Annotated in this window: 12 protein-coding genes; 7 read left to right on the forward strand and 5 right to left on the reverse strand. The window is 54.7% G+C overall.

All coding sequences use genetic code 11. The annotated features are described in order from the left end of the window. Positions 1–22: 22 nt before the first annotated feature. Positions 23–1795 (reverse strand): SWIM zinc finger family protein, encoded by a 1773-nt coding sequence (locus U5A67_RS36885; protein ID WP_321818327.1) that lies wholly within the window; start codon positions 1793–1795, stop codon positions 23–25. Between the two features lie 201 nt (positions 1796–1996). Continuing rightward, entirely contained in the window at positions 1997–2776 is a 780-nt protein-coding gene (locus tag U5A67_RS36890) for a helix-turn-helix transcriptional regulator (RefSeq protein ID WP_321818320.1), read from the reverse strand. 275 nt (positions 2777–3051) lie between these two features. Here U5A67_RS36890 and U5A67_RS36895 point away from each other — a divergent pair, with 275 nt between their 5' ends. From U5A67_RS36895 to U5A67_RS36925, 7 genes are all read left to right on the forward strand, one after another. Then, complete coding sequence (locus tag U5A67_RS36895; RefSeq protein ID WP_321818319.1) at positions 3052–3819, forward strand: crotonase/enoyl-CoA hydratase family protein; 768 nt, start codon at positions 3052–3054, stop codon at positions 3817–3819. A gap of 210 nt (positions 3820–4029) precedes the next feature. After that, positions 4030–5937: an asparagine synthase (glutamine-hydrolyzing) gene (gene asnB, locus U5A67_RS36900; RefSeq protein WP_321818318.1), complete on the forward strand. Its 1908-nt coding sequence runs from the start codon at positions 4030–4032 to the stop codon at positions 5935–5937. 107 nt (positions 5938–6044) lie between these two features. After that, a complete protein-coding gene (locus U5A67_RS36905) occupies positions 6045–6944 on the forward strand; it encodes an EamA family transporter (protein ID WP_321818317.1) in 900 nt (299 codons plus the stop codon). Positions 6945–7106: 162 nt separating this feature from the next. Beyond that, entirely contained in the window at positions 7107–8033 is a 927-nt protein-coding gene (locus U5A67_RS36910) for a diiron oxygenase (protein WP_321818316.1), read from the forward strand. 4 nt (positions 8034–8037) lie between these two features. Next, entirely contained in the window at positions 8038–9129 is a 1092-nt protein-coding gene (locus U5A67_RS36915) for a 2Fe-2S iron-sulfur cluster-binding protein (protein ID WP_321818315.1), read from the forward strand. A gap of 499 nt (positions 9130–9628) precedes the next feature. Then, on the forward strand, positions 9629–10372 hold the full coding sequence (locus tag U5A67_RS36920) for an IclR family transcriptional regulator (protein ID WP_321818314.1): 744 nt from the start codon (positions 9629–9631) through the stop codon (positions 10370–10372). Between the two features lie 295 nt (positions 10373–10667). Further along, positions 10668–11039: a hypothetical protein gene (locus U5A67_RS36925; RefSeq protein WP_321818313.1), complete on the forward strand. Its 372-nt coding sequence runs from the start codon at positions 10668–10670 to the stop codon at positions 11037–11039. A gap of 441 nt (positions 11040–11480) precedes the next feature. Here U5A67_RS36925 and U5A67_RS36930 read toward each other — a convergent pair whose 3' ends face one another. The 3 genes from U5A67_RS36930 to U5A67_RS36940 form a co-directional block, all read right to left on the reverse strand. Then, positions 11481–11960, reverse strand: coding sequence for a transposase (locus U5A67_RS36930; protein WP_321959801.1), 480 nt, complete (start codon positions 11958–11960; stop codon positions 11481–11483). Beyond that, complete coding sequence (locus U5A67_RS36935) at positions 11947–12276, reverse strand: hypothetical protein (protein WP_321818311.1); 330 nt, start codon at positions 12274–12276, stop codon at positions 11947–11949. The genes U5A67_RS36930 and U5A67_RS36935 overlap by 14 nt, the downstream gene beginning before the upstream one ends. Before the next feature lie 640 nt (positions 12277–12916). Continuing rightward, entirely contained in the window at positions 12917–13546 is a 630-nt protein-coding gene (locus U5A67_RS36940; RefSeq protein ID WP_415768201.1) for a nitroreductase, read from the reverse strand. Positions 13547–14681 lie beyond the last annotated feature (1135 nt).

The raw sequence follows: 14681 nt of genomic DNA on the forward strand, positions 1-14681 counted from the left end.
GCGCATCAGCGGCAGTTTTCGATCACGACAGTTGGGCGAGCAGTTTGATGAAGTTGCGCTTCGAGCGATACGTAGACCGTATCTCCTCCAGTTCACTGGCGAACTCTGCACGTTCGTCCAGCCGCGCCCGCAGTATGCCGATAGCGCGCACGATTTCGAACGCTTCGTTATATCGGGCGTTGCGCGTACCGCGCTCGGCAGCAACTGGCAGCAGACGGTGATACAGGGCGATGGCGTCGTGCGGATGAGTCTTGCCACGGATAGACGCCATTTCAGGCCATAGTTGCGTGGTAACCGGCCCACCGGTAAACGTTTCCCATGCAACTTCGTTTTCCTTGCTGGCGATAAAAATCCTGACCAGCTCGGTGCGTGTGCCCCTTTGCCAGACGGCACGCTTGGTCTTCGAGGCTCTTTCCTCTTCACTGACCCGTGCCCAGAGATGTTTGAGTGCACGCTCCCGGGTTTCTGTGTTTGTGCCGGTGACAGTGGCGATCCCCAACAAAGCAAGAAATGCTTCAGCCGTCGGACGCATCTCGAAACGTCGCCACGCGTATGCGTCAGCCTTGTCGAATTCTCTGCGGCGTAGATACGCATCGATGCAGAAATCGAGCAGACGCTGGTCGTAGCTGTGGCCTGACTGTTTGATGCCGCGCTCGGCCCATTCGAGTCCGTCGTCCAGACGATTGTGTGACAGACACAGCTCCGCGACCAGCAGAAATCGGTACGGGCTGGACAGGTCCTTAGAGCGGATGCGGATGAGCGCGTCAACGTCTACATCGAGTTCGGCTAGTGCCACCATCGCATGTTCGAGCCGCATCCGCGGCGAGTCGTATGAGCGCTGGTTATCCTTGCCCGGGGCGAGTATGGGCATCGACTCCCATGCTTCGTTGACGAGTTCTCGATAGCGACGCAATCCGCTCTTGCCCAGTGGCTCCGCGTACGCTGGCAGGACATTGTAGAAGGTGTCCCACCTTCCTTCGGTCTGAAAGTGGAAGAGCCGCTCCGCAAGTCGCACCGAGTCGGGGCCAGTTATCCTGCAGGCATCGAGATGTACGGAGGCCAGCTCGAGGATCGCCGGCATCACATCGCCACTGGAGTCGTCAATCTGCTCAAGGCTCTTTTCAGCACCGGCAATCGCCAGCTCGGACAGCTCGACCACCTGCGGGGCGTTAGGTCCGGAAAGCCTTTGGCGCAGCATGTCGGCCAGAGACATCAAGCCGTCGCCGTATGCGGCTGACTCGCGCCAGTCCAGCGGGCGCAAAATGCGTGTCGCCTGCTTGACCGCGGCCTTCATGCCGGGCAGGTCGGAGGCCCCTGCCGCTCGCGCAGCAAATAGCAGCGTGTCGCGCAGCGTGCGGTCACGTTCGACTGCGTCCATCAACAACTCCTGAAGCGCGTCCTTGCCCAACGTCGCCACATATTCCCGAATGATTTCCTCGTAGGTCTTCCGTTTCTTGCGCGGCTTACCTGACACCGGTTCATCGGCATGAAACACCTCCTCGCCGGAGTTTTCTAGCCAGCTGAGTGCAACGGCAACTGCATGCTTGCAGAATGAGCCTTCGTCGCCTACGGGGCAGTTGCAGTTGTAGTCGAGTTCGCCATTGTTGCAGGTGAGTTCGACCCGGTAACGGTGCGTTCCGCGTACGTTCGCACGAACTGCTTCGCCACGTTCCTCCAAGCGAGATACGACGCCATCGTGGAAATAGGCCTTGCCGCGCGCAAACGTCTTCGTGCCAGCTAGCGATTGGACTTGCGAAAGTGTGAGAACCTCTGAAAGCTTTGCAGACTTTGACATCGGGGGATGATGAATGATAGGAAATGCCATGACGGGCGGCGCACAGGCACGATGATACGTCGTCGTTGGACAGGCGGACACTGGTTCTTAGCCGAACAACAACTTTCTGCGCTCGATCACCGCAACTTGGCGTCATCGGCATATCCGTGGCGCGATCCCTCATAAGATGCCCCGCCCACAAAATACCGGATGGGCTCAGGGCTAACCGGCGGAAGCGGCCAAAAGAGTAAGTTCCCTATATCGAGCCAGATATCGAACAGGAGCATCACCGAGAAGAAGCTTAAACGTGGCAGAGAAAGCGCTCGTACTGCTGTATCCGAGGTCGGCGGATACGTCTTTGACGCTCGCTCCCTGGCTAAGCCGCGATAAGGCCTCCAGAACACAGACCTGCTGCCTCCAAACCACAAAGCTAACGCCAGTTGCTTCGCGGAATTGTCGCGTGAAGGTTCTACGGCTCATATTTGCCATATCCGCCATTTCGTCGATCGCCATCGCCTGCGTCGGCGCATCGAGCATATGTCTGCACGCTTTTGCAAGACGCGGGTCTTGCGGAAGCGGCACACTCAATGGTAGCCGCGGCATACCGCTCAGTTCATCGAGCAACGTGGACGCAAGGCGTGAGCGTCGCGGACCAGCGCCGCCAGGCAATGCCAGCATTGCTTCAAACAAATGTCGAAGTAAGGCGGAAACGCCGTAAACCTGGCAGTAGGGCGGGAGCGCTGCACGTGCGGCCGATCTGGGCTCAATAAAAGTATTCAACATAGTAACAGCGCCGTGCATGTGCATTTCGTGACCGATGTTGGCGGGTACCCAGATAGCTCGCTGAGCTGGAACGATCCAATTTCCCTTGTCCGTGAACATTGAGATGCCACCGCTTACGGCATAGGCAAACTGTCCTTCTTCGTGCGTATGCCTGGCAAAGACTTCACCTGGCTTGAAGGTACTTGCTCTTACGACGACACCAATCGAATCCACATTCATGTCTTCTTTCCATCATTCGTCTGCTATTTGGCATAACTCTGAGTCAAATCGGGAGTTGCGCAAACCGTATCTAGGCCTCGATCATGCTCAATGAATAAGGTTGCTGGAAGCCAGTTAGGACTGGCACAGCGGTCCAATTGCAGGCCTCACGAGATGATCACGATCTTTTGTTACAAGTGGCCCAATATTGACATAAGAGTGCCCGATTTTGCAACTTAGCCAAGGCGAATGCAGGCTAGTATCGTGCCTCGATAAACAAACGGGGGAAGTAATAAATGGTTAGCTCTTTCATTAAGTTATCTCGACAAAAAAACGTTTTGTTGATCGGCCTGGATCGGCCGGAAAAACGCAACGCGATGCCCAGAGAAATGATGCGGGATTTGCGAGAAATATTTTCAAATATTCCGGAAGATGTCGGTGCTGCTGTGCTTTACAGCACTAGTCAACACTTTTGCTCTGGGCTTGATCTTACGGAAGTCAAAGGCCAATCCGTCATAGATTGTTTTAATTTTTTTAGACAATGGCATGAGGTCTTTAATCTTATTCAATTCGGCAAAGTTCCGGTCGTTGCTGCAATCTCCGGTGCGGCTATTGGCGCCGGTCTCGAGATGGCAAGCGCATGTCATATTCGCGTGATAGACGAAACGGCATACTTCTCACTGCCGGAGGCCGCACGTGGATTATATGTCGGACTCGGCGCATCGGTTCGGTTTCCTCGGCTTGCAGGTACTGCATTGATGATGGACATGATGCTTACCGGGCGTCCGCTAGCAGCCGAGGAAAGTATGACGCGGGGTGTCGCGCAATACGTCGTGCCAAAGGGTGCAGCCTTGGACAAGGCCGTCGAGCTGGCTGCAATCGCTGCTTCGAACCTTCCCATGACGAACCATGCGATTATTCACGCGCTGCCTCGCATCGTCGAACAGAACCCAGATGAAGGTTTATACACTGAAGCGTTGATCGCGTCGGTCGTTCAGTCCACACCTGAAACCGCTGCCCGAATGGATGCATTCCTTCATCGCAGGAAGCCTGCCTCTGAGTGAAGGTTAGTGGGTATATCGTTAACCAGGTCGGCTGGCTGCAACGCATGCTAGCTAAGGCTGTGTACATAGAAAGTCTCGTCGAGGCTGAGAGATTCAAGCGGAAGAGTAGCTACCGAACGTAGAAAATGTACTCGCCGACCACTGTGTTTGACTTTGATTTAAGCAGTACTTTTGTTTTTTTAATTAAATATATTATTTCGGATTACTAATATGTGTGGCTATGTCGCAATTTTTTCTAAACAACCGCGAGATTTCCAGTCGGACCAACTGGACGCGGCTATGGCTGCAATCCATCATCGTGGCCCCGACAGTCAGTCCACATGGTTCGATCCTGAGGGGCGAGTCGCTTTTGGCTACGTGCGCCTTGGACTTGTTGGCCTGAGCAATGGCACTCAGCCGATCGTGGCCGACGAAGGCGATCTCGTCATGATGGTCAATGGAGAGTTTTACGACTACGCACGCATTCGGAGCGAGCTCGAGGCGCAAGGGTGCCGGTTTAAGACCTCATCGGACAGTGAGATCGCAATGCACCTGTATCGGCGCCATGGCGTCCGGGGCCTCAAGCAACTGCGGGGCGAATTTGCGATTCTGATCTACGATCGCCAACGCGAAACGTTGTTCGCTGTTCGGGATCGAATTGGCGTAAAGCCACTTTACTACGCTGAACATGACGGAGCGTTTTATTTCGGTTCGGAAGTGAAGGCGATGGTGGCGGCAGGCCTTCCTGCACAATGGGACTTGGAATCGTACGCAAACCGCGCCTTCATTCTGCGGGATGGAACGTTATTCAACAACATTCGGAGCGTCAAGCCGGGCACATTCTTGCTCGCCGATGGTGGCGGCTTGCAGGAAAAAACGTACTGGGATTGGCAGTTTGTGGCCCGTAATCACGTCGATCACGAGCAAACCGAAGCATCGATGATTGAGCGCGTGCGCGATGCTGTCAAAGGCTCTGTTCAACTACGGTTGCACGCTGACGTGCCCGTCGGTGTTTCGCTCAGCGGTGGTCTCGATTCGTCAGCTATGCTCGGTTTGGCAACTGAACTCGTGGGCAAACCGTTGCAGGCGTTCCACCTGTCGTTTGAGGGCGCTGACGGTTACGACGAGCGACGCTATGCTGAAATCGCCGCGAAGCACAACAACGCTGAGCTTCACGTGCTGTCGGTCAAACATGACGATCTTGCAGACCACTTCGAGGACGCGCTATGGCATACGGAAGTGCCGTTTTCGAACGCACATAGCATCGCGAAGTACATGCTTTGCAAGTTCATTCAGAAAAAGGGCATGCGGGCTGTTTTGACGGGAGAAGGGGCAGACGAGGTGTTTGCCGGCTACCCTCATTATCGGCGCGATATGGTCCAGTTTAACAACGATCACCAGGATAGCGAGGAGATTCGCCGTCTCGCTGAACGAATCAACTCGCAGGGAGATCGTTTCCTCGAAGAGCCCACGGAGGACGTACAGTGGGTTACCAGCAACCTTGGGCACGGCATCTCCTGGATGGAGACACAGTCGGCGCTGTTTCGGCCTTTGGCAGGATTGTTCAGGGACGGATATCGCGATCGCTTCGCAGGTGCCGCCCCTTATCGGCAATTCTATGAGCGCCTCGGAGGTCCGGGCTTCGATGAATGGGATCCCGTTAACAAATCACTTTACGCTGTGGCCAAGTCCAGCTTGCCGAACCTCGTGTTGACCACGTTGGGCGATCGGCTGGAGATGGCAGGAAGCCTTGAAGGACGCCCTCCGCTTCTGGACCACCACGTGGTAGAGGTGGCCGCATCGCTGCCGGTGTGGATGAAGATCCGAGGTAGTGTTGAGAAATATGCGTTGCGTGAGGCTATGCGTCCGTACCTTCCCGCAGAGATCTACGATCGTAAGAAACAATACTTCCGCGCCCCGCCATCCCTCTTGGATCCGCAATCCAAGATGTTCCAACTGATCGCGGACACTCTGTCCAGTCCGTTGTTGACGTCGCTGCCATTCTTCGAACCTTCTCGCGTGCGCGACTTTCTGGGTATCGCGCGCAAGCTGCCGGAAGGACAACGAGCGGCGGCTGACCATGTCCTGATGGAAATCACTGGGCTCTGTTTGCTTCAAAAGCGGTTCTCGCTGCGCTAGTAGAACCTGACTCGTGCCGTCGTGTTGTATCGCGGGGCGAGTCTTAAAAAATCGGCTCTCCGGCGGACAAAGCGTGCCGCCGCCGAACATCTTTCATAGGAGAAACCATGGATAAGAAGCATCTCGCCCTTGCATTATTTGTCACATTCGTTTGGGGCATCAACTTCCCGATCACGAAGCTCGGACTGGACTCAATCGATCCGTTTGTACTGACTGGAATCCGCTTCACGTTGGCAGCTCTCCCGCTTGTGTTTTTCATCCGCAGGCCCTCCGTCCATTTTGGATATGTCGCTGCATATGGCCTGATTTTCGGCGTTGGCATGTGGGGTGCGATCAATTACGGGATCGCAGCTGGCGTCGCTCCGGGAATTGCCTCGTTGATCATCCAGCTCAGCGCATTCTTCACCATGTTCTGGGGCGCATTGCTGTTCCGAGAAACATTGCGCCCGGCACAATGGATTGGCGCGGTTGTGGTTCTCGTCGGCTTGTGCGGGATCTTCTTCGCCCAAAATGGCGCACATCAAGTGCTCGGAATCGCGCTAATCGTTCTGAGCGCGATTGCATGGAGCGTCGGAAACGTGATCATCAAGAAGTCACGAGTAAAAGAAATTTTCTCGTTTATGGTTTGGGCCAGCTTGTTTCCACCTATTCCTTTGCTGCTCGGAACGTGGTTTATGGAAGGATCGCATCCGTTCCTGATGAGCTGGCGGAACATGGATAGCATCGCAATCTTCTCATTGTTATTCCAGGTCTATCTCGCTACGCACTTCTCTTACTGGGGCTGGAACTCACTCATGAAGCTGTACCCGGTTTCGACCGTTGCCCCGCTTTCGCTCATGATCCCGGTGTTTGGGATCGGCACCTCCATTCTTCTGGTTGGGGAGCAGGTACATCCCATTGAGCTGGTGTCGATCGTCGTGATTATCGTTGGCCTCGCAATCGGGATCTACAGGCGAACGAATGCGCCCCTTTCTCGATCAACGACGACTACTGCCTCTAAGGCATGACGCGGAGATAAATCTATTCGCGCTCCGGGAACAATAGGAGCCAGACCTTCTGGCTTAGTCGGAGCGCGTCCCGATGCGTACACCGCCTTGTCATTTGCAAGTTCATAACACTAGCTGGCGCTATGGCGTACAGCAGGAAAACACCTTTCGCAGAGTAGCCACATGCATACGGATGACATCGTCGAATCTAGTCATGTAAAAGAGACCCTAAGGAAACTCTCCTCGCTCTGGCAGGACCGAGCCATGGTCAATAAGGGGCTAATAGATCACACTTCCATCGCTTTCAATCCAGAAAAGCCAGATTACGCGGAATCTCTACTCCCATTCAGTTCCCATCCGCGGTGGCTCGACGCCGATACCGAGCTGAAGAACATCGCTTTGTCGTATGCCTGGGCGATTTACAACCTCAAGACAGTCTACATCGAGTGTGACGTCGTGACACCGGCATGCGAGGATTTGATCAAATCTCCAGTCGGAAACGCAAGCGCGCGGTATGAGTTGCAGCAGGTGATGACCGAGGCGTTGCTGGACGAAGCCTTGCACACGAAAATGTCGGTGAGCGCGTGCAATTACATTTATTTACATCGAGGTCTCCGGCCGATCGACTACGCGAATTTTAATCTCGTCACATGGCGCTCTCGGTTGCTCGCAAAGTGCACCTCTGAATCTGAGCGCCGTCTGACAAGGTTTGCGATCGCATGTGCGAGCGAGACTCTCATCACAGATTATCTGAAGACGCTCTCTGATGATGCGTTCGTGCAGCCACTGTGCCGAGAGGTAACGCGCGCTCACGCAATGGATGAGTGGGGGCATTCTAGCGTGTTCAGTGTTGCGGCGGACCATATTGTCGGCTCGCTGTCGCCATCTGAGCGCTTGTACTTCGCCAGTGTTATTCCGCAAACGGTCGAAATGTTTGCCGATAACGAGATGGGTGCTTGGGCGGCCGTATTCGCGAAGATTGGCTTTCCTCACCGTGAGGAAATCGTCCGAGATGTGCAGAAAATTGGTCAGGTAAAGGTATACCAAGAATCGGTCATGACGCTGCTTGACAAGCTCGGCTTGCCGGTGCAATCGGACTGGTCTGCCTAAGCGTTTGCCGACCGAACTCGGTACGGAAAAATACAATTCATTACAAAAACAGATGAGCGGACCTCTTCATTTCAGATGTGAAAACGTCGTTCGTATGTCGAAAACAGTGAATGCCTATTGGCTGCGCTTACTGGATTCAGACCGCTACGACGAATGCGACTACGGGAAACATCTCCTGCTTAAATATCCAGATGCTGAGAATAGGCTGCAGCGCCGAAGTTACTCAATTGCAGGCAGACCGGATAGAGGTCTGATTGAAATTGCAGTCAAGCGTCAGCCCGGCCACGGCGTATCGGCTTCAATTCACCAATCCTTGACGGCCAACTCTATGTTGATCGTTGATGAAGTGTCAGGCGCGCTGACCGGGAAGTCATTGTTGTGTTATCGCAGCGTGTTGATGGTGTGCGGCGGGGTGGGTATAACATTGCCCCTCGGGCTCGCCCGAGGCTTGGCAGCGTTAGCAGAGCAGGGGACAGAGGTGCCAAATGTGCACCTGATTGTTTGTGTCCCGCAGCTGAGCGACCTGATTTACTTTACCGAGTTACTGGCGCTACAGGCTCGATTTCAATGGTTGACTGTTGCGACGTTCGTCACACAAGAGCGAGTGCGTACAGGCATATCGTATCTGGCGTCGGGTCGTCCGGATCCTGACGGCCTCGCCAACAGCATTGCCCCACCGGAGGCCATTGTGATCTGCGGAAGCGGTTCTTTCGTCGTCGATTGGGAACGAAAACTCCTGCGATCGTTCCCCTACGCGGTAATTCTAGATCAGCATCGTGCGGCGCCCGAAGACGCTGGAGTCGGCAAGGCGAGTCCAAGCCCCAAGGACCGACTTTGCACGTTCAACCTTGCGCATAGCAATCGCTTGGTAACTGGATCCCAGGACGATACGCTGCTTGAAACGCTCGAGGCGAATGGCGTCTTAGTTCCAAATCAATGCCGGATGGGCGTTTGTGGGCGTTGCAGCGTTCGATTGATTGATGGCGATGTCGAATCCTCGTCGGACATTGGACTGACGAACCGCGAACGTGAAAGAGGTGGCCGTCTCGCGTGCTGCAGCCGCCCCGTTGGCAAGACTATCACGTTGGCCCTCTAGGTTATTTATCGAAATCCTAGGGTGGGCGATTGCCGTTTCTCCAGCTTCGGTGAGGAGACTCATTGGATGACTGGAAGCGCGACAAGCCGCGTTGTTCGCAGCGGGGAGCATAACGTGGACCGCCTGACCGTCCTTGACAAAGTGTCAGCCTGGTTGATGCGCTTAGTGTTTTAGCGGCAGGGCATGTCGCGATTGCCTGTGGAAGGATGGCGCAGGCAGGTCGCTCGTCGAGGCGGAACCCACTGAGGCGATTCGTTACGCCTGAAAACATGTCAGACGCGGCAGGAATCGCCGTCCTTCGCGCCTTCTGACGGGGGCTGAAGGTTGAGGGCAGAGAGGATGCAATTACGACCATTTGATGGGATTGGCCGACCGCGTGTCGGTCAATTATTCGTTTAGTCCCCGACGATTCACCACCAGGAAGATGCTAGAGCGACGCACGTGGTCTGGCTAGGGCAAATACCGCCGTTATCGTTTCTTTGAACGGTCAAATACTCTCATGGACGTAAAATCTGCGGCCCGCGTGCTCGACGTCATCAATCTCTTCTCCGAAACGCGACGACCAATGTTTTATAGCGAAATCGCTCGTAGAACCGGGATTCCATTCTCAAGTTGCTACGCCCTATTGAAGACGATGGTCAACAAAGGATATTTGTATGCGCCCGATTGTAACGGTACATATTATCCAACACGCCGACTGTTGCATGTCTCTCTCGATATCTGCAGGGAGGATCCACTGGCGCTTTTTATGCGCCCACTGTTAGTTACGTTACGTGATAAAACTAACGAAACTGCCGCGCTTGCAACACTGGCTGGAAATCGTGTTGTTTATCTCGACGTGGTCGAATCGCGGCACAAGTACCGCTACAGCGATGAGCCTGGAGGTTTTTCGTCTCTGCATGCTAGCGCAGCGGGTAGGGCAATACTTGGCACTTTTAGCGCAGCCGCGCGTCGAAGATTTCTGGAGTCATACAATCCAATCGAGGTTTCCCACGGAGGTGCGATATTCAATCGTGCAACGTTAGAGTTGGAAATTGACGAGGGGGTTGCACGCGGGTGGCATCGCTCGACCGATGAGAGCATTGATGGCGCTGCGGGGCTTTCATGTGGCTTTGCAATTCGAGGTCTGCCATTCTCGTTCGGCATAATCGCGCCACGAGAAAGGATATTTGGTGAAGATAGAATGATTGTTGATTCGCTAATAAAAGTGCTTTCGCAAATTTCTCAATCATTCAAAATTTAACAGAGCGTGGATGATGTGGCCTGGCGAAGAATGGCTCTGTCAAGTCGAGAAGTATCGAGTATTTGTGTAGCATAGGAAGTATTGAAAAGCGAGCGATCGGGCAATAATTTTAATTGCTAAATTTCGATCTTTATCAACCTATTCGATTCGATAGGTATAGATATTGTAGTTGATGTTGTATATTGCGTTTTGATTGTGGGTTGTATTATTCGCATTAAATTCTTCGAGCATTTTTGTTTAATTTTTCCTAAATTAAATGTTGTTCAATCTTGCATCATCTAATAAGGAATAAAAAATGGAAGGCACTGTTGTCTATACGCGGGCAATCGTATCGGAATCCCCATCCTCCTTTGACGCGAGGTTCCAATACGATTCTGGCTGGAAGGATGCGACATTGGCAAACATCAACTTGGTGTTTGATCATGGGCTTGGCGTGACGCCTACGCACCTGTCAGTTTTCTTTTCACCCGATCATAAAACGTCGTACCCACTGCTTTGGCCGTGGGTCGCAGGCCAGTCCGGCAATCCCGTTTCCATTTGGGCCGACGCAGATTCGATCACGTTGTCCATCTATGCTGGAGCGCCGTTGCACGGTGCCTACAATGGGCAAACTGCCAGCTGGACATATTGGAATTCGGGATTCTTCCGCGTATTGGCTTCGCAGTAAGTAGTTGGTCTATGAACTCGCCCGCAATTAAGCGCCTTGCGACGCTGTGGTGGGGGCGGGTCACAGACTTTGGCGCGCTTGCGCGCCAGCGGTTTCGGTCTCGCCGCCACGCCCGTTCCAGGCGTGAGCGCATCGATCAGGACGAGCGACGCTGCGTTCTGTTCGCGTTGTGCCGTGTGTCCGCAGTGCGGGCACACGTGCACGCGTTACGCCAACGTCTTGGAAACAATCTCCCGGCACGCGGCGCCGCGCTGCGACGGCTTTAATTGGCGCGTGTTCGAAACGTGCAGTCGCGTACCAGCATCTACCGCTTTGCATGTGATGCGCTATGCTCAAGCCGGCTGACAGAATCCCGCGGTTCAGTCCGGCCTTTTGTTTGGCGCGACGACTGGGTTGCTCCAGCGTGCCCCTGGCAGAGCGGCTCATGGTCTGTGTGCTCAGTTATTCTGTTGCGATGACGGCGCACGACGCGACCAGCTGTGACGTTACCTTGTGCAGACGCTCACGCCGAAGATTGCCGATGCGCTCGTGTACCCTCGCGACCTGCTTTCCCAGCCGTTTGTGGCGAAAAGAGCCGCGCTTCTTGCGCGCCTGCTGACGCTGCAAGTGCACCATGCGCGGCAGCGCGTTGCGCGCGAATCGGGAATTGGCGATCGTCTTGCCATTGTCAAACGTGGCCCAGTCGCTGAGGCCGAAATCGACGCCCCGATGAGCATCGCCGGGGACGTGCGCGCGCATGCTTTTTCCGCTATCCGCAGCGTGATCGACGCCAACCACTCGCTGTCTTTGCGCGTGATCGGCAGATCGTTTGCCTTTGCACTTTCGCCGAAACGATGCCGGCCTCGGGCGCGGATCGACATGGCTTCCTTGCCGCTGTCGACGCCGATTTCTGACGCGGCGCTCGACCTTACGAGCTGTCATCGCAACACTGTTGACCCAACGCAATTTTCTTCGTCAACGTATCGATTGCCGTATGCCGAATCCGCGTGGTGGGCGCGTAAATGATGACGGCGTCCCCATTCTTGGCGTGAGCCAATTGGCCACCCAGTTGTTTGGCGACGTCGCGAATGGGACTGAGCACCATGACGTGAATTTCACCCATGGACTCTATGCCATCCAGATCGCTCAGTCTGTTTATGCCTTCACCGCTTCGAACTTCAACTGTAATTCCTGGGTTTTCCAGGATGCATGAAAAAACTTCCCCCGTCCTTCTGAGTCGTGCGCTGTCGAGGTTCATTACCTTCTCTCAGGTTTTGTTTTGCTCTAGCTCGGCTGCCAACTGTTTTGCTTCAATCACGGTAGCGCGAACTTTAGTGCCTTGCAACATCAGAAAATTGTTTTGCTCGCGACAAACGTTTGCATAGAAGTTTCGATCAACGAAAACCCAAATCGCATGGCACAACCACAAATGGAAGCAACGTCACGACACCTTTGTTTCGCCAATATGCTCATTCGAGAAGAGCCACAAAGCGCGTCTACAGTGGCTCCTCTGGTTACTCTGTGCGGCAGTTTTTCAGTCGAGGCGCTCCAGCAAAGAGGCATCGCTGCTTTTATGCGCATAAGCCGAAATACAGCCGTTCGATAGTGATATGTAGTCGCGTAAGTCCTGTGGACCGTCGATGCGTCATTACGCGAGGTTTTCGCGAAAGTTGCGCTTGTCAGCAGGGGTAAAGCCCGAATCACAAGTCTGGGCCTGTAAAGAACTCGGGGCAGGAACTGCCCCTCCGCGAGGTGGGCCAGCGTGCACTCTTATGCACGTTCAGGTGGGCACGCACTGGATGTCAGTGAGTTTGCGTCACAGTATTTCGTCCCCAGACGGGCAGCGCAAATGCTTGTCAGCATGCGCCATCCGTCGAACTTGTCAGGAGTGGAGGGGATCAGATCGACGAACTGCCCAGCCATTCGGTGAAATGATTCGCGCGCAGTGCGCGATTCGCCGGGCTTTCCTTCGACTTTGGCGTGCCGACGAACAGGAATCCGAGCAGTTTGTCTTCCGGTTCAAAGTTGAGAGCGAGCTTGAGGTTGTCGTCGTAGGCGTCGGGGCCAGTCGCCCAGAAGCCGCCGTAACCGAGCGCGTAGATGGCGTTCAGCATATTCATGGTGGCCGCGCCCGCGCTCAGAACCTGTTCGAGTTCTGGAACCTTGCTGTCGCGATTGATCGCGGCGCCTAGCGCAATAATCAGTGGGGCGGCGAAGGCCTTGTCGCGGCGATGTTCATGGGCGCTGCGCGGCGTGCCGGGTTCGCGCGCCGCTGCGACATCGACTAACGTCTCCCCGAGTTCCGCACGTGCTTCACCGCGAATGAAGGCGAATCGCCACGGGCGCAGGCGGCCGTGATCGGGCGCGCGCAACGCAGCATCGAAGATCAGTTCGAGCTCGGCGTCACCGGGACCGGGTTCGACCAGCGGCCACGCCGATTGGCGCGCGAGCAACGTGTCGAAAAACGCTTCGCGATCAGGCCTGTCTAGGTTCGTCGTGTGAGTTTCCGGTGTCGATGTAACAGGCATGTCCATGGCTCTATCCATTTGAATATTCGGTTTCTATGAGCCCCTATGATGATCGCAAATCATTCCATTTGCAAATGATTCTCATTCATTGATTTTACAATTAGCTTCTCTGATGCGTGGTATGCGCTACGAGCGCCGCTTGCGACATGGGGCGGGCCGTGACAGGTGATCTGCATGGCGCGATCGATGACGCGTGCGTCGAGGCGTCAACCGCTGCCGAGCGTACGCGGGCGCGATTGCAGCTCCCATTTGGCTTGCCCCATATAACCCAGATCATATGATTCTGGCACTCGTGCAGCCCGAGCGATACGGTTGCCGGCGCGGACGTGTACGTGTTGCCTCCCAGAAGTGTGCTAGCCACGACCTGAAAGGTGTCGTCCGACGGAATCTGCGGAACACAAAAATGGCCTACTGCGGCCGCCAGAAAGGCCTGTATCAATGTTCAAGTGGCTTTCCTGTCGTGGCTGAAAGCGCTGGCGATACGGTTTCGCACTTAATTAAGATCGTTTGATTTAACGGAAGCTACCGAGCTGTCTGGTGCATTGCGATCGACAGACAGACAATCGCTTGCCTTCTGGGTTATGACAAAATGTCCCGCCGGCTCGCTGTGATGCGAGACATTTTGCGCAACACATGAGGTTTGCTGAGTTTGCGTACGCTCTGGCTAGCCTTGGCTTAACCCAGATTACCTTCGCAGAGTACGCAGAATACGACCTGCGGACAGTCGGGCGTTGGATCAACGGCGAGTTGCCCATCCCATACTGCTAGAGAGAACTTCCGGAACCTGACATTACCATGCGGGCCGCTCCCGATCGTGGCGCCTTTACGGTGATCATTGACTGGCTCCATTACGCCGATCCTGAGGTGGCGCCAATATGCCGATCCCGGTTTGGCTCCATAGCGGCGATCATTGACAAATGTTCCGACTGAGCGGGAATGCCATGCTTTCGTTGCTTCGTTTGGGCAAGTGGGAGCGGCTCGCGCCAGAAGGGAACAGAGCGTATTGTGGATACATGTTCGATTGCTTGACGACCGATACTCTCAACCCTTTCGGCTGATGACTTGAGCATGACGTCATGTGAGTCCGTTTGAGCACTGCATTTGCCAATGGCAGCGAGCAGACTACCGCAAACAA

Source organism: Paraburkholderia sp. J69-1 (assembly GCF_905220255.1).
GTDB lineage: Bacteria > Pseudomonadota > Gammaproteobacteria > Burkholderiales > Burkholderiaceae > Paraburkholderia.

Coding starts and splice junctions, on each gene's coding strand:
- U5A67_RS36885 (WP_321818327.1), bottom strand. CDS start 1,795: ATGTCAAAGTCTGCAAAGCTTTCAGAGGTTCTCACACTTTCGCAAGTC.
- U5A67_RS36890 (WP_321818320.1), bottom strand. CDS start 2,776: ATGAATGTGGATTCGATTGGTGTCGTCGTAAGAGCAAGTACCTTCAAG.
- U5A67_RS36895 (WP_321818319.1), top strand. CDS start 3,052: ATGGTTAGCTCTTTCATTAAGTTATCTCGACAAAAAAACGTTTTGTTG.
- asnB (WP_321818318.1), top strand. CDS start 4,030: ATGTGTGGCTATGTCGCAATTTTTTCTAAACAACCGCGAGATTTCCAG.
- U5A67_RS36905 (WP_321818317.1), top strand. CDS start 6,045: ATGGATAAGAAGCATCTCGCCCTTGCATTATTTGTCACATTCGTTTGG.
- U5A67_RS36910 (WP_321818316.1), top strand. CDS start 7,107: ATGCATACGGATGACATCGTCGAATCTAGTCATGTAAAAGAGACCCTA.
- U5A67_RS36920 (WP_321818314.1), top strand. CDS start 9,629: ATGGACGTAAAATCTGCGGCCCGCGTGCTCGACGTCATCAATCTCTTC.
- U5A67_RS36925 (WP_321818313.1), top strand. CDS start 10,668: ATGGAAGGCACTGTTGTCTATACGCGGGCAATCGTATCGGAATCCCCA.
- U5A67_RS36930 (WP_321959801.1), bottom strand. CDS start 11,960: ATGACAGCTCGTAAGGTCGAGCGCCGCGTCAGAAATCGGCGTCGACAG.
- U5A67_RS36935 (WP_321818311.1), bottom strand. CDS start 12,276: ATGAACCTCGACAGCGCACGACTCAGAAGGACGGGGGAAGTTTTTTCA.
- U5A67_RS36940 (WP_415768201.1), bottom strand. CDS start 13,546: ATGCCTGTTACATCGACACCGGAAACTCACACGACGAACCTAGACAGG.